The 19916-nt window shown below is 57.7% G+C and carries 13 protein-coding genes, 3 tRNA genes and 3 rRNA genes; 8 read left to right on the top strand and 11 right to left on the bottom strand.

What is annotated here, in order from left to right; all coding sequences use genetic code 11:
- Positions 1-17: 17 nt before the first annotated feature.
- Both GGI48_RS23525 and GGI48_RS23520 read left to right on the top strand, forming a co-directional pair.
- Positions 18-485 carry a flagella synthesis protein FlgN gene (locus tag GGI48_RS23525; RefSeq protein ID WP_016967557.1) on the top strand — a complete coding sequence of 156 codons (468 nt, stop codon included), beginning with the start codon at positions 18-20 and terminating at the stop codon, positions 483-485.
- A gap of 96 nt (positions 486-581) precedes the next feature.
- Positions 582-1328, top strand: a complete 747-nt coding sequence (locus GGI48_RS23520) for a flagellar brake protein (RefSeq protein WP_016967556.1) — start codon at positions 582-584, stop codon at positions 1326-1328.
- Between the two features lie 58 nt (positions 1329-1386).
- Here the strand turns inward: GGI48_RS23520 and GGI48_RS23515 are convergent, their stop codons facing one another.
- The 4 genes from GGI48_RS23515 to GGI48_RS23500 all read right to left on the bottom strand — a co-directional run bounded on the left by GGI48_RS23515 (position 1387) and on the right by GGI48_RS23500 (position 6702).
- The gene (locus GGI48_RS23515) at positions 1387-2757 is read right to left on the bottom strand and encodes an MFS transporter (protein WP_016967555.1); all 1371 of its coding nucleotides are present in this window, start codon (positions 2755-2757) and stop codon (positions 1387-1389) included.
- A 74-nt stretch (positions 2758-2831) separates the two neighbouring features.
- Positions 2832-4073, bottom strand: a complete 1242-nt coding sequence (locus tag GGI48_RS23510; RefSeq protein ID WP_177435190.1) for a glutamine synthetase family protein — start codon at positions 4071-4073, stop codon at positions 2832-2834.
- A gap of 338 nt (positions 4074-4411) precedes the next feature.
- A complete protein-coding gene (locus GGI48_RS23505; protein ID WP_016967553.1) occupies positions 4412-5101 on the bottom strand; it encodes a sensor histidine kinase in 690 nt (229 codons plus the stop codon).
- A complete protein-coding gene (locus GGI48_RS23500; RefSeq protein WP_016967551.1) occupies positions 5098-6702 on the bottom strand; it encodes a tetratricopeptide repeat-containing response regulator in 1605 nt (534 codons plus the stop codon). The genes GGI48_RS23505 and GGI48_RS23500 overlap by 4 nt, the downstream gene beginning before the upstream one ends.
- Before the next feature lie 522 nt (positions 6703-7224).
- Here GGI48_RS23500 and GGI48_RS23495 point away from each other — a divergent pair.
- Genes GGI48_RS23495 through GGI48_RS23485 form a run of 3 tightly spaced genes read left to right on the top strand, consistent with a single transcriptional unit; the run spans position 7225 to position 11454 of the window.
- Positions 7225-9555 carry a hypothetical protein gene (locus GGI48_RS23495; RefSeq protein ID WP_179600261.1) on the top strand — a complete coding sequence of 777 codons (2331 nt, stop codon included), beginning with the start codon at positions 7225-7227 and terminating at the stop codon, positions 9553-9555.
- Positions 9546-10787: a hypothetical protein gene (locus GGI48_RS23490; protein WP_179600259.1), complete on the top strand. Its 1242-nt coding sequence runs from the start codon at positions 9546-9548 to the stop codon at positions 10785-10787. The genes GGI48_RS23495 and GGI48_RS23490 overlap by 10 nt, the downstream gene beginning before the upstream one ends.
- A gap of 7 nt (positions 10788-10794) precedes the next feature.
- Positions 10795-11454: a DUF1266 domain-containing protein gene (locus tag GGI48_RS23485; protein WP_179600257.1), complete on the top strand. Its 660-nt coding sequence runs from the start codon at positions 10795-10797 to the stop codon at positions 11452-11454.
- A 507-nt stretch (positions 11455-11961) separates the two neighbouring features.
- Here GGI48_RS23485 and rrf read toward each other — a convergent pair.
- The 6 genes from rrf to GGI48_RS23455 form a co-directional block, all read right to left on the bottom strand.
- Positions 11962-12077: ribosomal RNA gene (rrf, locus tag GGI48_RS23480) — 5S ribosomal RNA — on the bottom strand.
- Positions 12078-12232: 155 nt separating this feature from the next.
- A 23S ribosomal RNA gene (locus GGI48_RS23475) occupies positions 12233-15124 on the bottom strand.
- 230 nt (positions 15125-15354) lie between these two features.
- Positions 15355-15430 (bottom strand) — tRNA-Ala (locus GGI48_RS23470).
- Between the two features lie 10 nt (positions 15431-15440).
- Positions 15441-15517 (bottom strand) — tRNA-Ile (locus GGI48_RS23465).
- A gap of 123 nt (positions 15518-15640) precedes the next feature.
- Positions 15641-17179: ribosomal RNA gene (locus tag GGI48_RS23460) — 16S ribosomal RNA — on the bottom strand.
- Together the 16S, 23S and 5S rRNA genes with 2 tRNA genes alongside form the textbook arrangement of a ribosomal RNA operon.
- A 631-nt stretch (positions 17180-17810) precedes the next feature.
- Positions 17811-17887: transfer RNA gene (locus tag GGI48_RS23455), tRNA-Arg, on the bottom strand.
- Between the two features lie 45 nt (positions 17888-17932).
- On the opposite strand from GGI48_RS23455, the gene GGI48_RS23450 reads away from it, so the two are divergent.
- A complete protein-coding gene (locus tag GGI48_RS23450) occupies positions 17933-18280 on the top strand; it encodes a hypothetical protein (protein ID WP_179600255.1) in 348 nt (115 codons plus the stop codon).
- Between the two features lie 152 nt (positions 18281-18432).
- Positions 18433-18612 carry a PA3371 family protein gene (locus GGI48_RS23445; protein WP_179600253.1) on the top strand — a complete coding sequence of 60 codons (180 nt, stop codon included), beginning with the start codon at positions 18433-18435 and terminating at the stop codon, positions 18610-18612.
- Here the strand turns inward: GGI48_RS23445 and phnN are convergent.
- Entirely contained in the window at positions 18587-19168 is a 582-nt protein-coding gene (gene phnN, locus GGI48_RS23440; protein WP_179600251.1) for a phosphonate metabolism protein/1,5-bisphosphokinase (PRPP-forming) PhnN, read from the bottom strand. The two genes, GGI48_RS23445 and phnN, sit on opposite strands and share 26 nt — an antisense overlap.
- 378 nt (positions 19169-19546) lie before the next feature.
- Between phnN and GGI48_RS23435 the strand changes: the two genes are divergently transcribed.
- A complete protein-coding gene (locus GGI48_RS23435; RefSeq protein WP_016968184.1) occupies positions 19547-19873 on the top strand; it encodes an Arc family DNA-binding protein in 327 nt (108 codons plus the stop codon).
- Positions 19874-19916: the final 43 nt, after the last annotated feature.

The following is a 19916-nucleotide window of genomic DNA, read 5'->3' as shown; positions in this document are numbered from 1 at the left end:
AATCCCCAAGGCCAGCCATGCACGACACCAATCTACTGCAACTGATCAACGATGACCTTGCTCCAGCGCAACAACTGCTGGAACTGCTCAGAGCCGAATCCGTAGCCCTGCACGGCCGTGATATGCCGCTGCTGGAGGATATTCTGGCGCAGAAGCAGGCCCTGGTCATTTTGCTGGAACAGCATGGCCGCAAACGTACAGAGATCCTCGCCAGCCTGAACCTGCCAACCAATCGTGCCGGCCTCGAACAACTGGCCAGTCACTCGAGTGTGGGCGATCAGTTGCTTGAACAGGGCAGCCTGCTGACCCAACTGCTCGCCGACTGCCAGGCCACCAATGAACTCAATGGCCGCTCGATCCAGATTCAGCAGGCCACCACTGCCAACCAGTTGAAAATCCTCAACGGCGGCGAACCCCCAGCCCTTTATGACGCCCGCGGCTCTACCTCTATGCTTGCGAAGCCCCGCCCACTCAGTCAGGCTTAAACTCCAAAAATGAGCGCGTGCTACCAAGCCGTGAAACATGCTGGCAGAATGCCAGCTCCTGCGTGTAGTTGTATTTTGTCTGGAGATTGATGAACCGTGTTCAACGCCTCAAACGCGGAAGATGCTCCGCAGCCACCCAAGGTGTTCACCACTGCGTTGGAAATTTCCTCCAACTTGCGGTTGCTGCAAGAGAGCCACGACCCGCTGATCATCACTTTCCATGAGCGCAGCCAGCGTTTCCAGAGCTATCTGGTGGAAGTGGACCGCGACAGCAACATGATTGCTCTCGATGAAATGATTCCCCGCGACGGTGAGCGCTTCCTGCTGGCAGGCGAGCCATTTCGTGTTGAAGGCTTTCATGAAGGCGTGCGCATCGCCTGGGACAGCAATGGCACTCCGACCCTAGACGATTCCAATGGCGGCCGCTGCTACCGCACCACGCTGCCGGACGAAGTGGTTTACCACCAGCGCCGCAACGCTTTCCGTGCCGCACTGAAACTGGCGCAGTTGGTGGATATCGAACTGAGCGGCGAAAAACTCAAATCCCCGCTGACCGGCAAGCTGCTGGATATCTCCGCCACCGGCTGCAAACTGCGCTTCGATGGTGATATTTCCTCGCGCCTGCAACTGGGTCAGGTGTACGAACGCTTCATTGCTGCCCTGCCCTTCGGCAACATGACCGCCCCGGTCGAACTGCGTTACCTGCATCACGAAGAACGCATCGACACCACCTTTGCCGGCGTGCGCTTTCATAACATGAGCGGCCTGGTCCAGCGCCAGGTAGAGCGCTTCGTCTATCAGCTGCAGCGCGAAGCACGGCGCTTCGACAAAGACGACCTCTGATTCAACAGACACCCATGAAAACGGGCAGTGCCTTGCGGCAACTGCCCGTTTTGCGTTTCTAGGGCCTGGCCCCGCTCAGGTGATCCCGAGCACACTCCTCGGGCGGCACCTCATCCGAAGCTTGCGGCGTATCGGGCTCCGCAGCCGGCGCAGCGTCCGGCGCGGGAGCGGTCTGCATCTGGTCCTGGACCACCTGCTCGTCTACCCGCGGATCGAGAGCAGCAACCAGTGGCGAACTGGACATACTGTCCGGCATCGCCACGTGATGCAGCGGTGCATCGTCCACCTGATGCAGATTGGTCACCGCCTTCGGCCGAATCCGCCAGACCAGCACCAAGGCAAAGAAACTGAAGAAGGCATAGAGCATCTGGCTGCCGAACAACTTCATCAGCACCCCCGCCACCAACGGGCCGACGCTCGCCCCAACGCCATAGGTGACCAACAGCATCGCCGTCAGCGACACCCGTCGATCGCTTTCCACATGGTCATTGGAAAAAGCCACCGCCAGCGGATAGAGGCAGAACTGCACCAGCGAACAGAGGAATCCGAGAACGAACAGCAGCTCCAGAGGCACTGCTGGCAGGACCGCCAAGGGCAAGGCCACCACCGCCAGGAACAAGGCAAAGCAACGAATCAACAGCGCCCGATCATAACGATCGGACAACCAGCCCAGCGGCCATTGCACCACCAGCCCGGCAAAGATACAGCTGCCCATGAACAGGCCCACCTGCTCGGTGCTCAGCCCCTGCTGCGAGGCGTAGAGCGGCGCAAGACCGTAGAACGAGCCGACGATCAGGCCCGAGCCCAACACGGTACTCAAGGACTGCGGCACCCGCTTGATAAAGAAGCGCGGCTCCATCGGCGCCGGATGCAGAGGCGCCGGGTGAATACGCCGGGTCATGGCCACCGGCACCAGACACAGGGCAAAGCACAGGGCCACCAGCATCAACAGCTCCGGTCCCAGCGCCGGGTGCATGACCAGTATCAACTGCCCCAGCACCAGCCCCAGGTAAGAAGCGATCATGTAGCCGCTGAACACAAGTCCTCGCTGATTGGCGTCGGCCTGCTCATTGAGCCAGCTTTCGATGACCATGTACTGGCACATCATCCCCAGGCCGACGATCATCCGCAGCACCAGCCAGGCAGGCAGCCAATCCACCAGACCGTGCCCAAGCACGGCCGCACCGACGATCCCGGCACAGGTGGCGTAAGCACGAATGTGCCCGACCCGGGCAATCAGCCGATGCCCCAGCTTGCCCCCCAATACCAGACCGAAATAGTTAGCCGCCATCAGGGCCCCCACCCACAGGCCATCGACATGGTCGGCAGCCAGGCGCAGGGCCAGATAAGTGCTGAGCAGGCCCGAACCGATCAACATCATCAGCGAGGCGAAATAAAGCGCTCGAAAGGATTTCCAGATTTGGCGCATCGGCGTTCCGAGCGGCTCCTTGAATGAGGTGACGGGCCCCAGACAGATCGGGGCCCGTCCAGCGACGGGTGAGGTTACGCCTGGGCCGCTAACACACGCCGCTCCCAGGGAGTGATTTCATCAAAGAAGCTGGTCAACTCCATGGTCTTCGAAGCGATGTAGCCTTCGATGAACTCGGTGCCGAACAGTTCCCTGGCCAACTGACTACGTTTCAGACGCTCCAGCGCCGCATGCAAGGTACAAGGCAGGGACAAATTGTCCGGCACTTCGAACTCACCCTGGATCGCCGCGGTGGGCTCCAGCTCGTTCTCGATCCCATGCAAGCCCGCTGCAAGGCTCGCGGCAATCGCCAGATACGGGTTGGCATCCGCGCCCGGCAGGCGGTTTTCCACCCGCCGCGCCACCGGTGAGCTGGCCGGAATGCGCAACCCCGCAGCCCGATTGTCATGGGACCAGCAGGCATTGTTCGGCGAAGCGTAAGGATGGCACAGGCGCTGATAGGAGTTCACGTTAGGCGCGAACAACGCGGTGAAGTCCGCCAGGCCGGCCTGCAAGCCGCCGATGAAATGACGGAACATCGCCGTCGGTTGCCCAGCCTCGTCACTGAAGACATTACGCCCACTGCCAATCTCCACCAGACTCTGGTGGATGTGCATGGAGCTGCCGGGAGTGCGAGCCAGCGGCTTGGCCATGCAGACCACGATCAACCCATGCTTGAGCGCCACTTCCTTGAGCAGGTGCTTGAACAGGAACGTCTGATCCGCCAGCAGCAACGGGTCGCCATGCAGAAGATTGATCTCGAACTGACTCACACCCATCTCATGCATGAACGTATCGCGGGGCAGGCCCAGGGCCGCCATGCATTCGTAGACTTCCTTGAAGAATGGCCGCAAGCCGTTGTTGGAGCTGACACTGAATGCCGAATACCCCTCTTCCCGTCGACCATCCAGGCCAACCGGCGGCCGGAAGGCCTGGGAGGGATCGTCATTGGCCGCAAACACAAAGAACTCAAGCTCAGTGGCCACCACAGGCGCCAGGCCCAGGGCCGCATAACGCGAGATCACTTGCTTGAGCTGGCCCCGGGTGGACAGACGCGAGCTTTCGCCACTGAGCTCGTCCGCATCACAGATGGCCAGTGCGCGCGGCGTCTGGCTCCAGGGCAGGCGATGAATCTGCCGAGGATCGGCATTGAGCGCCAGGTCGCCGTCGTCGCTGCCGTAAAAACGCGCCGGCGGATACCCGCCCATGATGCATTGCAGCAGCACCCCCCGAGCCATCTGCAAGCGCCGCCCTTCGAGGAAGCCCTCGGCGGTCATCACCTTGCCCCGCGGCACGCCATTGAGATCCGCAGTGACGCATTCAATCTCATCAATGCCCGTCAATCGCTCGGCGAGTGAACTGTGGCCATCGGTTGTCATGACTCAATCCTTGTTGTTATACGAGCCGCGAACGGCGACCCGTACAAAATACGCATCACCCGTTCAGGATTTCAAGCAGGCAAGAATAAAATCCCGGGAGGGAACCAGCCCCCGGCGAACAACCGATAAAGTCAGGTTCGGCACGAACCCATAGAACAAAGAAAGCAGCCCCCTGCAAGCGCTACCTCCCGAGTTCATGCCTTTCAGAACGTCTTCTGCCCCGACGGACAAGACACTCAAGGCAGATAAAGCTTGAACAGCCCGCCGCCCAACGGGCCTCCGTTGCTGATCCGGGTGTGTCCGCAGACACCGTTGCGCTGGTGCAGCTGGGCGATGCGCCCGGCAAAATACAGCCCCAGCCCGGTACTGCCGCTGCTCTGGTTGATGCCCTGCACATAATCGTCCTGGCGCTCGATCAGCGCCGGCGGGTAGCCATCGCCGTCATCGTTGATGGACAGCACCACCTGCCCCTCTTCGTCGCTGACCGTGATCAACAGCGCTTGACGGGCATAACGCAACGCATTGTTGATGCAATTGGCCAGCACCGAAGCGATCAATTCTCGATCGAAAAAGCCCAGGGGGCTCAAGGGATCGACCTCATAAGTGGCCGAGATGCCGCGGCTCTTGAACACCTCCTGGTGACTCACCAACTGCGCCTCGATGAAGTCGTCCAGCTCATGGTAGGCCGGTTGCAACGGCAATTGATTGACACCCAGCTTGTACAGCCCCAGGAGCTGCACCAGCATGCCGTTGAGGTGGGCGAAGTGGTAGTCGATCACGCCCTGCTCGGGCGCCGGCTGCGCCTCGGACAGTCGAGCCTGCCACTGGTCGTGGGCCTGCATCAGCATGGCCAGGGAGTTTTTCATGTCGTGTACGGTGGAGGCGATCACCGTGGAAAAATCCAGCGCCTGTTGCTCTTCGTTCATTCGCCAAACGCCTTGCTTCGCAGCTTCTGGTAGCGCGGATAACGCGCATCGGTATCGGGCATCATGCCGACCATTTTCAGGCACGCCTGGCATTCTTCCAGGAGTGCCGCGTCTGTATTCGGGTCTGTGCCGTGCAACAGCGACTGCGCCATGTTCAGGGCAATACTGATGTTCTTGGGCTGCATGGCCAGGGCCTTGCGGAACAACTCGCGAGCCTCGCTCAGATTGCCGGCCTTGTAACTGCGCACGCCCTGGCGGTTGATGTCGGCCGCCGCATTGGACGAACTGAGAATAGTCGGATCGTCGGTGAGCTTGGCGATGTTCTGCATGACCTTCGGATCGTCGCCGTAGATCTCCGCACAGTTCTTCAACATCGTCGCGCCGGCACTGGCCTGCCCGAGCATCTGCAACTGCTTGGCCACCAGCAATGCCGCTTCCGGACTCATGAACTGCTCCATGCCGTCCAGACGCATCAGCGCCTGCTCGGTGAGCTTCTCCGCGGTTTCCGCGTCATTGAGCAGCAGACTGGTGGCTTTCATCAGACGTGCACGAATCTGCAGACCCGGGTCGGTGGGATTTTCCTTGGCCACCGCACTCAGGGTCTGATTGATCTCCAGGCGGGTGCGGGTATCCAGGCCCTTTTCGCTGCCCTTGCTGATCAGCGCATGGGCCAGGCCAAGGTTGCTTTCCGGGTCCTTGAAGCGCGATTGCGCGCCTTGGGAGACAGCCTGGCGATAGGCCCTGGAAGCACTGTCAAAATCTTCGTTGGCCATGGCCAGCTTGCCCAGCAACGCCTGACGGCGCACCGCCAGCGGCGACAGGCGCACGGCCTCTTCAAGCACGCTCTGGGCGCGCTTGGTATCACCTTCGGCCACCAGCACATCGGCCAATCCGTCGTACAGCCCCGGCATCATCGGGAATGCCTTCAGGGCTTTTTCGTACACCGCCTTGGCTTCACCTATCTGCCCACGCTTGAACAGCAAGCGGCCCAGGCCGACATAGGCCCAAGGCAGCGGCCGATCGGCCAGGATGCTGTTGTACAGACGCTCCAGGGCTTCGTTCTGATGCATGTCGCGCAGGGCATCGGCCCGGTAGCGCAGGCACAGTGGCGCGTAACGCGGGTCTTGCTTGCACAGGGCGATGCAGGCGTTGAGCACCTCCACCGGCTTGCCGCGGTCAAGGGCCTGGAGAATGGGTTTGAGCAGGGTCTTGCGCTGTTGCAGACGCTCCAGGCGCTGGGCCAGGCCGGAACGGTTGAACGGTTTGGTCAGGTAGGCGTCAGGTTCGTGCTCCAGGGCACTGAGCACCATCGCCTGACTGCTCTCGGCAGTCACCATGAGAAATACGCTCTCGTGACTGATGAGCTTTTCCAGCATCAAGTCTTCCAGCACCTGCTGGCCGTTTTTCTTGCCGTCGCCCAGGTGGTAATCCTGAAGAATGAAGTCGTAGCGCTTCTGCGCGCACATGCGCAGGGCCTGTTCGCCGGTGTCGGCGGTGTCCACGTCCTTGACGCCCAGCTCACGCAACATCGAACGCACCGAACTGCGGAAGTCCGAGAAATCATCGACGATCAAAAAGCTCTTTTGGTGGTACGCCAGCATCGAAGATTCCAGGCAAGTAAGAAGATCAATCCAGGGACAGCACGACCCGCCCGGCTTCGCAGCCTGTTTTTGGCGCGCAGATAATAGCTGCTGGCCACAGGCTATCAAGCACTTTCAAGTCGACCTGTGATGCAGGTCGCCGCTTGGGAACACAATTGTCCACTGAAGTTATCGGCCGGACTTGCCAATCCCTTATAGAGGCCCGAGAGGATTTAACAGCTGCCAGCCTAGACTGCTCCGCGCAGAAAAACAGCGTGGCTGCATGGGCAAACCTTGGATTCCGAAACACCACCTGATAGCGTGCAGCGCCTTGAAGCCTCGATCGTTTTTGGCCTGGAATACCGACGCTGCCCACAGGGTCGGCCAGAGGCAGAGGGTCTATCAGTAGCAGGCACTAACGGCAGGCTACCCGGGTGTCGAAGGATCGGCATGACACCCCAAGACAGTACCCAAGACGAGGCAATGCCGGCCCCCAGGCAGTGCATCACGGGATGCGCAGGTCATTATCAAATGGAGTTAAAGATGGCGCATGACAGCAGCGTGATAACCGGCATCGAACTGGAACAGTTCATGGACCGCCTTGAGGCGCAACAGCAGGAACAGGACAGCGATACCCTGTTGGCCCAACTGCAGGCACAGGCTCTGCGGGCCGATTCTCTGGCGTCCATCGACCGCCTGCACACCCTGTGGATGCAGGCCGGCGACTCAGCGGCGGCCCGGGCGGTGATCGAGAACGACGGCAACGCCCTGCTGCAAGCCTCGCCCGAACCGGCCCGCGCCGAGCTGCTGATGAACCTGGCCATCCTGCGCCTGCGGGTCGCCAGTTATCTGGACGACGAAGCAACCCTGCTTGAGGTCCTCGAACAGCTCAAGCAGATGGCCACGCAAACCCTGGACTTCAATGTCGAGCATTACCGTCGCTTTCGGATCTTCGACGAACTGGAGGGCGGCAACCTCGAAATCGCCTTGAAAACCATCGAAGTGCGCTACGCCCTGACCCTGGGCAACCCTGCTCGTGTGGCACTGCGCGCCTGGGATGCCGCCGATCAGTTTCAGCGCCGCGCCCGCGTCCTGGCCTATCACCAGCGTGACGAAGAAGCCCGCAGCGCCGCCCTGGAAGCGATCAATGCGCTGCGCAGCGCCGGACCTGATCAGGACGTCGACGAAGGCGACTGGCTGTGGCTGGGCAATGCGCTGATCGAGATCATCCCGTTGCGCCTGGCACTGTTCGAGCAACCCATTGCCCAGCTGACCGCCCACCTCTCCCTGCCAAGGCGTCGCGAATGGGAGGTGCGCACCGCACGCCTGGCCGCACGCGCGCTGCACGCCCAGGGTGACCTGGCCGGAGCCTTGAAGATCTGTAACGCCGCCGCCCTGAGCCTGGACTCTGACGGCGGTAGCAACTTCATCGAATACGAACTGCCCTGGCTGATGGAGGCCGGACGCATCGAGGAAGCCGGGCATCGCGCCTTCATCGATGTCTACGAGCGCCAAACCGAAATGTGGCCGGCTACCGCGCGCCTGATCCTCAACCGCTTGCAGGATCCCGAGGATCACAACCCCTGGTGGCCCATTTGCGTGATGCGCGCCTGCATCAATGAAGAGGTCCTGCAGAGCTTTCTCTCGGCACTGCCAGAGCTGGATGCCGGCGAGGCCGACGCCTCCCCGCTGCTCGCGGCACTGCAGGCAGCCATGGATGATCCGCAGCCGCTGGAAGCACTGTTTGCCGCAGCACGGGCCGAAGCCCTGCGCCGCGCCCCCGAGCACCCGTGGATCCGCCGTCTGGCCGCGGTGCATGATGCTGAACGCGGCCTGATCGACGCCGCCAGCGAAGTCAGCCAACTGCAGGCGGCCATCCAGGCCGGCCGGATGCAGGACAACCGCAGCGCCTTTTCGCTGTTTGCGGCGCAGGTCAAGAGCCTGGGTGTGATCGAGGCCCTGAAGCAGCCTAAGCCGATCCTCGCCAGTGGCATGTATGGCTACAACTACGCGGCGTTCATCGACGACCTGGTGGAAGCCGAGGCCGACAAACTGCCCAAAGAAGCCCGCGACCAGGCCTACTGGTTGCTGCGCGAAGCACAGAGAGATGCCTACGAGCAGGGCCAGGCCCATATGGAGCGCTACTTTGCCAGCGGCAGCGGTCATCCGTTCGATGCCTGTGCCCACCTGTACTCCATGCTCTGCAACAACCTGGCGATCAACTATCGCTACTACAACGAACAGAACCGCTACGAGGAGGCGATTGACCTGCACCTGCGGGGCCTCGCCGCCAGCTCGTTCGCCGAGCACTACAACGGCCTGCTCAGCGCGCGCATTCGCATGGACGACAAGCCCGGCATCGTCGAAGCCGCAGAACAGCTGTGGCACTACTCGGCGCAGTTCGGCTACAGCCGCCACGATCCAAACGACTACATCGCCTCGGTGGCCTACGCCCTGTACTCGCTGGATCGCGACAGCGAAATCCTCATCTGGCTCGAACGCCTGCTCACATGGCAGGAAGAACAAGGCGTCAGCGACCAGCAACTGGACAGCTCGGCCCTGTTTGCCCGCGTCAAGGTGGCGCGCTACCTGGCCCATGCCCACCCGGATAATGCCGACAGCCTCTGGCAGCGCTATGAGCCACTGGTGCTGGCCATGAACGAAGTCTCGGTGATGTCCTCCTCGGTGGACTTCCACCACGCCCGGGGACGCACCGCCGAAGCCATCGACTACTGCACGCGCACCCTGGCCCTGTGCAATGACGAAGACGACTACGACATCAAGTGCCGGGCCCGCACCGAGCAGCTCCTGGCGCAGCTCCAGGCTCCGGCGCAAGCCGTCGGCAAGAAAAGCTGGTGGCAGATATGGAAATAGGCACTGACCCACGCACCTCCAGCTATGCCCCGCGCAATCTGCTCAATGCCGACCAGCTCAAGGCCGGCATCGCCCAGCGCAGTCAGGGCCGGGGCGATGAAGGACCGGTGCAGAGCTGGTTGCTCAATCACTTCTACCGGCATCTGGTCGGCAACTTTGAGCCGGCACGGCGCATTTTCAGCCTGGAGCAAGCCGCTGGCGCCCTGGGCAGCGATACCTTGCCCGCCTGGGTAGCCGGGCACTTCAAGGCCGCGGCCAAAGCGCTGAGCGAAGAAAGCCCAAATGCAGTGGCGCCCTTGGTATGGATCGATCCACTGGAACCACAGCTGCTGCACCAGGAGGCTGTGCTCGTGGAGTTCCTGACGTCGCGCAGAGGCACGGCACTGGAAGGCAAACTCGATCGCATCACCTGCCCCCAGGCCCTGGCACTGTGGGAAAAAGAGCATGCGCAGATGGCCGCCCGGGTCGAACAGGGCTGGCGTCAAAGCTCGGCCGACGCCCTGGACCTGACCCTGGCCTGCGCCGATCACAACTGGGTCGAGCTGCGCCCGCAAAGCCCGTTGCTGCGGGCGGAGATGGCCTTCGAAAGCTATGTGATGCGTCACTGCCTGGGACAGTTTGCCAACCGCCGAGCCTTGACCGGCGGCTACGGCGAGCGTTACGCCGAAGCCGTGGAACAACAGAGCATGCGCGTGTTCAGCCTGCGTGATGCCCAAGGCCAGCCCCACATCACTGTCAGCCTGATCGTTCAGGAAGATGGCGCATTGACCGTCGAGCAAGTCAAAGGCAAGCAGAACCGTCCCCCCATCGAACGCTACTTTCAGGACCTGCTGCGGTTCCTCAACACACTGGACACCGACCTGCAGACCCCGGCCGACTGTATTGCCATCGGCATCGTGCGCACCGAAGCCGGCTGGCTGCGCATTGAGGAAGTCAGCGACGCCCAGACCCAGACGCGCCTGGTGGCGCGTTACCCGCAACTCTTCTACCGGCTGGATGCTCCGTCGGCCATGGTCGAATGGCTGGTGGCGGCCCGTCAGTCGGACCTGCTGCTGGAGGTGGCGCCCCAGACGCCGTCGGTCAAGTACGCCACCCGGCATATCTACAAGAAGAGCCCCTGGCCACAACCCCACGTCGACGCCCCGCCATACCGGACCGAAGGCGTGACATGGACAGATATGTCCCCGCTCCAGGCGGAGGAAATAGCGGCCTGGCAGGCCAGGAATCGGTGAACCGCAAATGATGACAGTCATAGCAGTAGCCTTCGGCGCCTGGCTGGTCTGGCGCTACTACCGAAACCAATCGCCTACCTCCCTGGTGGTGTTCACTCCGCGTAAACGCTGGGCATTGACGCTGGCGCAACCCATGGTCGACGCAACGGGGATGACGGGCTTCTTCGACCCCGAGACCACCCACTTCATGGATCAAGCGAAAAGCACGCTCAGGGCGCCACTGCTGCATCAGATCGGCTTTCGCAGCAATGCCACAGATGACGAAGTCCGTGAGCACTTGAACAACACTCTGGAACGCCAGTGGTTTCGGGTTGACCTGCACGGCCTGAACGCCAGCGACGATCCGCGAGCAGCCATGGCCTTTGCTTGCGTGCGCAGCGCCTTCTTCGTCCGCTGCGCAATGCTGATGGGCTGGATCGAAACCGAGAGCGGTTGGCGGATCCTGCTCCTCAACGCCCAGCGAGCCCAGGACTGCTTCAACGACTGGGAGGACTTCGGCCAAGCCTTCATGCTCGGACGCAGCCAGTGGGTAGCAGCATTCAGGGCCGACTCACTGGGGCAGGCGTTCAACGAAGCAAGCCTTGGCCGACTGCTGACGCCGGGTAGCGGCGCCTGGGTCGGGGTCGCCTGGCCGGGGTTGCCGGCGTTTTCGCCAGTGGCGGATTGAAATCACTCAAGTGGGCAGAGGCCCTGCCCACGCGTCATTGAATGGCATGGCAGGTCTGTTGAGTATCCTAGGGGGCGTCAGGGCGAACTCCACGCTGCTCGGAACCTTGTAGTTGGCGATGTGCTGGCGAAAACAACCGCTCAGCGCACCAGCCGCCAGGGTGGTTCCGGGGCCAGCATCACATAGGCCGCCTCCATCTTCCCCGTCGAGTATCAGCAACAACACCGCTCACCGCGACCTGAACAATCGTGGGTGACTCCATGAGTGCGTGCTGGGTGGCAATCGTCTGATCGGCCACCTGCTCGATGCGAGCGAGAAAAGCGACTCTGGTGCACTCAGTCGACCGCGCCCCTTCCTGCATCACCATGTACCTCAGTGACGGCAGAACTCGCCCCCAGTAGGGGTAGGCCGCAGTCTTGTGGCCGTCGCCTGAACCAGCAGCGCAGCTTTTCTGCGACGGAAAAACAAAACCCCAACTGCTTTCGCAATTGGGGTTTCGGAATTTAATCTTGACGATGACCTACTCTCACATGGGGAAACCCCACACTACCATCGGCGATGCATCGTTTCACTTCTGAGTTCGGGATGGGATCAGGTGGTTCCAACGCTCTATGGTCGTCAAGAAATTCGGTAGCCAGTCCGTTGCATGTGCAACGTGCCAGCGAATGGGTATGTAATAGATTTTAGTGTTTTGTGAGCCATGCAAACTTTCGGTTCGTTTCGTCTTCACACACCGCAATCTGGTCTCTTTCGAGTTCGCAAATTGCTTGGGTGTTATATGGTCAAGCCTCACGGGCAATTAGTATTGGTTAGCTCAACGCCTCACAGCGCTTACACACCCAACCTATCAACGTCGTAGTCTTCGACGGCCCTTTAGGGAACTCAAGGTTCCAGTGAGATCTCATCTTGAGGCAAGTTTCCCGCTTAGATGCTTTCAGCGGTTATCTTTTCCGAACATAGCTACCCGGCAATGCCACTGGCGTGACAACCGGAACACCAGAGGTTCGTCCACTCCGGTCCTCTCGTACTAGGAGCAGCCCCTCTCAAATCTCAAACGTCCACGGCAGATAGGGACCGAACTGTCTCACGACGTTCTAAACCCAGCTCGCGTACCACTTTAAATGGCGAACAGCCATACCCTTGGGACCGGCTTCAGCCCCAGGATGTGATGAGCCGACATCGAGGTGCCAAACACCGCCGTCGATATGAACTCTTGGGCGGTATCAGCCTGTTATCCCCGGAGTACCTTTTATCCGTTGAGCGATGGCCCTTCCATACAGAACCACCGGATCACTAAGACCTACTTTCGTACCTGCTCGACGTGTCTGTCTCGCAGTCAAGCGCGCTTTTGCCTTTATACTCTACGACCGATTTCCGACCGGTCTGAGCGCACCTTCGTACTCCTCCGTTACTCTTTAGGAGGAGACCGCCCCAGTCAAACTACCCACCATACACTGTCCTCGATCCGGATAACGGACCTGAGTTAGAACCTCAAAGTTGCCAGGGTGGTATTTCAAGGATGGCTCCACGCAAACTGGCGTTCACGCTTCAAAGCCTCCCACCTATCCTACACAAGCAAATTCAAAGTCCAGTGCAAAGCTATAGTAAAGGTTCACGGGGTCTTTCCGTCTAGCCGCGGATACACTGCATCTTCACAGCGATTTCAATTTCACTGAGTCTCGGGTGGAGACAGCGCCGCCATCGTTACGCCATTCGTGCAGGTCGGAACTTACCCGACAAGGAATTTCGCTACCTTAGGACCGTTATAGTTACGGCCGCCGTTTACCGGGGCTTCGATCAAGAGCTTCGCGTTAGCTAACCCCATCAATTAACCTTCCGGCACCGGGCAGGCGTCACACCCTATACGTCCACTTTCGTGTTTGCAGAGTGCTGTGTTTTTAATAAACAGTCGCAGCGGCCTGGTATCTTCGACCGGCATGAGCTTACGGAGCAAGTCCTTCACCCTCACCGGCGCACCTTCTCCCGAAGTTACGGTGCCATTTTGCCTAGTTCCTTCACCCGAGTTCTCTCAAGCGCCTTGGTATTCTCTACCCAACCACCTGTGTCGGTTTGGGGTACGGTTCCTAGTTATCTGAAGCTTAGAAGCTTTTCTTGGAAGCATGGCATCAACCACTTCGTCACCTAAAAGGTAACTCGTCATCAGCTCTCGGCCTTAGAACCCCGGATTTACCTAAGATTCCAGCCTACCACCTTAAACTTGGACAACCAACGCCAAGCTGGCCTAGCCTTCTCCGTCCCTCCATCGCAATAACTAGAAGTACAGGAATATTAACCTGTTTTCCATCGACTACGCTTTTCAGCCTCGCCTTAGGGACCGACTAACCCTGCGTCGATTAACGTTGCGCAGGAAACCTTGGTCTTTCGGCGTGGGTGTTTTTCACACCCATTGTCGTTACTCATGTCAGCATTCGCACTTCTGATACCTCCAGCAAGCTTCTCAACTCACCTTCACAGGCTTACAGAACGCTCCTCTACCGCATCACTTACGTGATACCCGTAGCTTCGGTGTATGGTTTGAGCCCCGTTACATCTTCCGCGCAGGCCGACTCGACTAGTGAGCTATTACGCTTTCTTTAAAGGGTGGCTGCTTCTAAGCCAACCTCCTAGCTGTCTAAGCCTTCCCACATCGTTTCCCACTTAACCATAACTTTGGGACCTTAGCTGACGGTCTGGGTTGTTTCCCTTTTCACGACGGACGTTAGCACCCGCCGTGTGTCTCCCATGCTCGGCACTTGTAGGTATTCGGAGTTTGCATCGGTTTGGTAAGTCGGGATGACCCCCTAGCCGAAACAGTGCTCTACCCCCTACAGTGATACATGAGGCGCTACCTAAATAGCTTTCGAGGAGAACCAGCTATCTCCGAGCTTGATTAGCCTTTCACTCCGATCCACAGGTCATCCGCTAACTTTTCAACGGTAGTCGGTTCGGTCCTCCAGTCAGTGTTACCTAACCTTCAACCTGCCCATGGATAGATCGCCCGGTTTCGGGTCTATTCCCAGCGACTAGACGCCCTATTAAGACTCGCTTTCGCTACGCCTCCCCTATTCGGTTAAGCTCGCCACTGAAAATAAGTCGCTGACCCATTATACAAAAGGTACGCAGTCACAGAACAAAGTCTGCTCCCACTGCTTGTACGCATACGGTTTCAGGATCTATTTCACTCCCCTCTCCGGGGTTCTTTTCGCCTTTCCCTCACGGTACTAGTTCACTATCGGTCAGTCAGTAGTATTTAGCCTTGGAGGATGGTCCCCCCATATTCAGACAAGGTTTCTCGTGCCCCGTCCTACTCGATTTCATGACTAAGAGATTTTCGCGTACAGGGCTATCACCCACTATGGCCGCACTTTCCAGAGCGTTCCGCTAATCTCAAAGCCACTTAAGGGCTAGTCCCCGTTCGCTCGCCACTACTAAGGGAATCTCGGTTGATTTCTTTTCCTCAGGGTACTTAGATGTTTCAGTTCCCCTGGTTCGCCTCTTGCACCTATGTATTCAGTACAAGATAACCATCTTATGATGGCTGGGTTCCCCCATTCAGAGATCTCCGGATCAAAGTCTGTTTGCCGACTCCCCGAAGCTTATCGCAGGCTACCACGTCTTTCATCGCCTCTGACTGCCAAGGCATCCACCGTATGCGCTTCTTCACTTGACCATATAACCCCAAGCAATCTGGTTATACTATGAAGACGACATTCGCCGAAAATTCGCAAAACTCTTAAGAGTACTCACAAATTTTACCTTAGCCTGATCCGTTACCAGTGAAAGTAACGTTCAGTCTATCTTTCTATCACATACCCAAATTTTTAAAGAACGATCTAATCAAAAGACTAGAAATCAACATTCAATGTGAATGCTCATTTCTAAGCTTTCAGAAGCAGTTTATGGTGGAGCCAAGCGGGATCGAACCGCTGACCTCCTGCGTGCAAGGCAGGCGCTCTCCCAGCTGAGCTATGGCCCCATAACAAAATTGGTGGGTCTGGGCAGATTCGAACTGCCGACCTCACCCTTATCAGGGGTGCGCTCTAACCAACTGAGCTACAGACCCAATTTCGAGCTTGTAACTGTTAGCTTGGAGCTATCAGCTTGGAGCTTAAAGCTGCTTCTATCGTCTTCTTCAATGAATCAAGCAATTCGTGTGGGAGCTTATGAAGCAGCTGATGTCGTCGATTAAGGAGGTGATCCAGCCGCAGGTTCCCCTACGGCTACCTTGTTACGACTTCACCCCAGTCATGAATCACACCGTGGTAACCGTCCCCCCGAAGGTTAGACTAGCTACTTCTGGTGCAACCCACTCCCATGGTGTGACGGGCGGTGTGTACAAGGCCCGGGAACGTATTCACCGCGACATTCTGATTCGCGATTACTAGCGATTCCGACTTCACGCAGTCGAGTTGCAGACTGCGATCCGGACTACGATCGGTTTTATGGGATTAGCTCCACCTCGCGGCTTGGCAACCCTTTGTACCGACCATTGTAGCACGTGTGTAGCCCAGGCCGTAAGGGCCATGATGACTTGACGTCATCCCCACCTTCCTCCGGTTTGTCACCGGCAGTCTCCTTAGAGTGCCCACCATAACGTGCTGGTAACTAAGGACAAGGGTTGCGCTCGTTACGGGACTTAACCCAACATCTCACGACACGAGCTGACGACAGCCATGCAGCACCTGTCTCAATGTTCCCGAAGGCACCAATCCATCTCTGGAAAGTTCATTGGATGTCAAGGCCTGGTAAGGTTCTTCGCGTTGCTTCGAATTAAACCACATGCTCCACCGCTTGTGCGGGCCCCCGTCAATTCATTTGAGTTTTAACCTTGCGGCCGTACTCCCCAGGCGGTCAACTTAATGCGTTAGCTGCGCCACTAAGAGCTCAAGGCTCCCAACGGCTAGTTGACATCGTTTACGGCGTGGACTACCAGGGTATCTAATCCTGTTTGCTCCCCACGCTTTCGCACCTCAGTGTCAGTATCAGTCCAGGTGGTCGCCTTCGCCACTGGTGTTCCTTCCTATATCTACGCATTTCACCGCTACACAGGAAATTCCACCACCCTCTACCATACTCTAGCTTGCCAGTTTTGGATGCAGTTCCCAGGTTGAGCCCGGGGCTTTCACATCCAACTTAACAAACCACCTACGCGCGCTTTACGCCCAGTAATTCCGATTAACGCTTGCACCCTCTGTATTACCGCGGCTGCTGGCACAGAGTTAGCCGGTGCTTATTCTGTCGGTAACGTCAAAACAATCACGTATTAGGTAACTGCCCTTCCTCCCAACTTAAAGTGCTTTACAATCCGAAGACCTTCTTCACACACGCGGCATGGCTGGATCAGGCTTTCGCCCATTGTCCAATATTCCCCACTGCTGCCTCCCGTAGGAGTCTGGACCGTGTCTCAGTTCCAGTGTGACTGATCATCCTCTCAGACCAGTTACGGATCGTCGCCTTGGTGAGCCATTACCTCACCAACTAGCTAATCCGACCTAGGCTCATCTGATAGCGTGAGGTCCGAAGATCCCCCACTTTCTCCCGTAGGACGTATGCGGTATTAGCGCCCGTTTCCGGACGTTATCCCCCACTACCAGGCAGATTCCTAGGCATTACTCACCCGTCCGCCGCTCGCCACCAGGTACAAGTACCCGTGCTGCCGCTCGACTTGCATGTGTTAGGCCTGCCGCCAGCGTTCAATCTGAGCCATGATCAAACTCTTCAGTTCAAACATCTTTGGGTTTTGAGAAAACCCTAAACTTGGCTCAGCAATCGTTGGTTACATCTTTGATTTCTCGCGGAGTAACTTGCGATGCTGATAATCTTTTTGACTATCAGTCTGACTCCACAAGCACCCACACGAATTGCTTGATTCAGTTGTTAAAGAGCGGTTGGTTAAGATCTTTCGTCTCAACCGAGGCGCGCATTCTACAGCAGCCTCATTTACTGTCAAGCGATTTTTTAAGAAGTTTTCGAAGATTTTCTCAACAACTTCAACCACTTGCGCTTCCGATCTCTCGTTAGCGGGAGGCGAATTCTACAGCGTTACACGCTGCTGTCAACACCTCTTTTCAACCGCTTTCGACCGAGACGATCGAATCGTTAATAAGGGGAAAAAAGCGGCCTTAATTCCACGCCCCTCGCAGCGCTCAAGAAATGAAACCAGGCTATTACGCAGGTAGCCCGCTCAAAGCAGCAACCCGATAATGACGCCCAAACCATAACATCGGGCAACATACGTGCCGCAGACATCAGGCCTGGAGAAGATAATCAGGAGGCTGGCTACAACGAGAAGCGGCGACCAACCTTAATAAAGGCGGCAGCTATAGATAGGCAGAGGGAGGGAGTCTCGGAGAATATGGTGTCCCAGGGCAGGTTCGAACTGCCAACCTTCCCCTTAGGAGGGGGATGCTCTATCCAATTGAGCTACTGAGACAAAACAGCGAGTGCCCGAGGCCGTCAGGCGCAACGAGCGGCGAGCATGTTAACGGCCAAGGCCGCGTTTGTCATGTCATCCATTGGGCTTTTTGTACGAACTGCCAGAAGCGATTTGTTAGCTGAGGATCCCCGCGTGCAAATTGCATCACCACCAAAAGCCATCCTTGCAATATGCAATGAATCGCCCTCTCACCATCAAGACAAGCCTTTATTTTTAAGGGACTTTTTTCAAGATAGACTCCTGGCACGCGAGCTGCTTGAGCAAGCGGACGAGGACTACGGAGATAACGCCCATACACAGCGCTCCACTTCTATTAAATGTGATCGCCATCATCGTGCTTGCGACTTTTCACTTTCAACCCGCAGACAACGCCAGACCTGCCGCCCTTGATTACCAAAACGGTCTTAAACCGCATCTGGCGATAATGAACACCCAGCCCGCCTTTTAGATGCGAGCCGCCCACCAATAGACAGCATCAGCAGCAACCCAGAACCACTCAAAATGTACGCTGGGCCATTTAAGAACACGCTCCAGAAGCCATCATGTCCAATGCAGCCAAAAGCCTGCTCTGTCTAACGCTACTCAGCGGCATTTCCGTCTTGCTACTACCTGACGACCCGATAGGAAATGCTGCGCTGATCATCTGCGGCTCGATGTTCGGCCTGTTCCTGCTGGCACTTCTGGTCGGGCGCAAGATCAAGTTTGACCCGGTACTGCGTTGACAACCTGCTCACGGAGTATGTCCAACAGACGCACCAGAGTGGCCTCAAGCTCACCCGAATTATCCAAGCGTATGACACGCTCTTCACCCAGCCAGGTAGCACTGACAAACTGCTGGTTGCGCTGCAGACGACGCTCAATCTCCGGCAGACTTTCCCTGGCACGACGCAGCAAACGCCGGCGCAGCACTTCGTTATCGACCGTCAGAACTATAGGAATCAGATCGGGATAGCGTTTTCGCGCCTGACGCAAATACCCTCGGGAACCATTGACCAGAACATTTTGCCCCTGTGCCAACCAAGTATCAATCTGCCTGGGAATGCCATAACCCAGACCATTGGCACGCCAGAACAAAGCAAACTCACCCAACGCCACACGCCGCTCAAATTCCTCGACCGTAACTTCGAGCGCTTCCTCGCCCACAGACTCAGCCGAGCGGGTAATGACTCTTTTTGCCACCTCACACCCCAATGTGCTGATAGGCTGCCTGGCCGCGTCAATCAAACTATCTTTGCCAGCCCCTGAGGGGCCCATCAGATAAATCACTCTACCCGGCACTGGTCGCCACCCTGGATAGCCCAACTAGTAAATCGGCCATTTGCCACTACCCTCTAACAGGTAGGGATTACGCTCTCACCCGCATAGCATGCACGTTCGCCCGTGCACTGACACTCCCCTCGGATGGGAGAATGCGGCCCACAATGCGGAGTCGGCGATCTTTTCAAACCAGTCCGCATTTCTGATAATTGGTGCTGGCATAACGCCTTTATCCAGTTCAATATTTGTCACAGAATTGACGCCAAGGATCTGGCAATTTTGAGGCATGATGCGGGCCTCTTAACAATTCAGGTTGAACATTTGGCAATACGGCTTGTCCTAAAAGACAGCCCGCGGCCAATTCCGAGAACCGCTCCCCTGAACTAACCGGTTAAATATATGCGCCCATTGAAACAGGCAATTTATTCCAGCCGTACGGCTGACAAGTTCGTCGTACGTCTACCCGACGGGATGCGTGAACGCATTGCCGAGGTGGCTCGCAATCATCACCGCAGCATGAACTCCGAAATCATCGCGCGCCTGGAACAGAGTCTTATTCAGGAAGGCGCCTTGGGTGAAGAGTTAAGCATGCGCCTGGACAGCCCAGAGCTGTCCTTGCATGAGCGCGAACTACTTCAACGTTTCCGCCAACTTTCACATCGCCAGCAAAACGCTTTGGTTTCGCTGATAGCCCACGACGCTGAAATGGCCGCAGACGCCAACTGACTATTCCCAGAATGCTCAAGCCAGCCTAGTTGCTGGCTTTTTT

Origin of the sequence: Pseudomonas protegens (assembly GCF_013407925.2) — a bacterium.
Lineage (GTDB): Bacteria > Pseudomonadota > Gammaproteobacteria > Pseudomonadales > Pseudomonadaceae > Aquipseudomonas > Aquipseudomonas fluorescens_AP.
Note: the sequence above shows the minus strand (reverse complement) of the source record. Positions and strands in the feature narration are given on the sequence as shown.

What these genes read in the sequence shown, in the direction of transcription:
- GGI48_RS23525 (WP_016967557.1), top strand. Translation starts at nt 18, where the DNA reads ATGCACGACACCAATCTACTGCAACTGATCAACGATGACCTTGCTCCA.
- GGI48_RS23515 (WP_016967555.1), bottom strand. Translation starts at nt 2,757, where the DNA reads ATGCGCCAAATCTGGAAATCCTTTCGAGCGCTTTATTTCGCCTCGCTG.
- GGI48_RS23510 (WP_177435190.1), bottom strand. Translation starts at nt 4,073, where the DNA reads ATGACCGCCGAGGGCTTCCTCGAAGGGCGGCGCTTGCAGATGGCTCGG.
- GGI48_RS23505 (WP_016967553.1), bottom strand. Translation starts at nt 5,101, where the DNA reads ATGAACGAAGAGCAACAGGCGCTGGATTTTTCCACGGTGATCGCCTCC.
- GGI48_RS23500 (WP_016967551.1), bottom strand. Translation starts at nt 6,702, where the DNA reads ATGCTGGCGTACCACCAAAAGAGCTTTTTGATCGTCGATGATTTCTCG.
- GGI48_RS23495 (WP_179600261.1), top strand. Translation starts at nt 7,225, where the DNA reads ATGGCGCATGACAGCAGCGTGATAACCGGCATCGAACTGGAACAGTTC.
- GGI48_RS23490 (WP_179600259.1), top strand. Translation starts at nt 9,546, where the DNA reads ATGGAAATAGGCACTGACCCACGCACCTCCAGCTATGCCCCGCGCAAT.
- GGI48_RS23485 (WP_179600257.1), top strand. Translation starts at nt 10,795, where the DNA reads ATGATGACAGTCATAGCAGTAGCCTTCGGCGCCTGGCTGGTCTGGCGC.
- GGI48_RS23450 (WP_179600255.1), top strand. Translation starts at nt 17,933, where the DNA reads ATGTTAACGGCCAAGGCCGCGTTTGTCATGTCATCCATTGGGCTTTTT.
- GGI48_RS23445 (WP_179600253.1), top strand. Translation starts at nt 18,433, where the DNA reads ATGTCCAATGCAGCCAAAAGCCTGCTCTGTCTAACGCTACTCAGCGGC.
- GGI48_RS23435 (WP_016968184.1), top strand. Translation starts at nt 19,547, where the DNA reads ATGCGCCCATTGAAACAGGCAATTTATTCCAGCCGTACGGCTGACAAG.